General features: G+C 45.1%; 1 pseudogene. It reads left to right on the top strand.

The features are described from left to right. Positions 1 to 13: 13 nt before the first annotated feature. Positions 14 to 339: pseudogene (locus MTBPR1_RS10875) on the top strand (IS3 family transposase); the annotation flags it as partial.

Raw genomic sequence — 339 nt, 5'->3', positions numbered from 1 at the left:
TTGAATCTACAGCCGCGTATTTTGCCAGCGAGTCCCGCAAAAATACGCGTTCATAAAATCTAGGCTCAAGACATATCCACTTGCTGTTTTGTGTCGTGTGATTGGCGTTCATCGCAGTGGTTTCTATGCGTGGCTCAAACAGCCTTTAAGCAAACGTGCGATTGAAGATAAACGGCTATCTGGTTTGATTAAACAGTCGTGGCTTGAAAGCGGGACTTCTTATGGCTATCGCAACATTACCAAAGATTTGAAAGACTGGGGCGAAGTCTGTGGCAAACACCGAGTATATCGAATTATGAAAATTGAAGGTATCCGCTCACAACGCGGCTACAAGAGACG

Source organism: Candidatus Terasakiella magnetica (genome assembly GCF_900093605.1).
Classification (GTDB): domain Bacteria; phylum Pseudomonadota; class Alphaproteobacteria; order Rhodospirillales; family Terasakiellaceae; genus Terasakiella; species Terasakiella magnetica.
The sequence above is the reverse complement of the archived record's forward strand: the minus strand, read 5'-3'. Positions and strand labels throughout refer to the sequence as shown.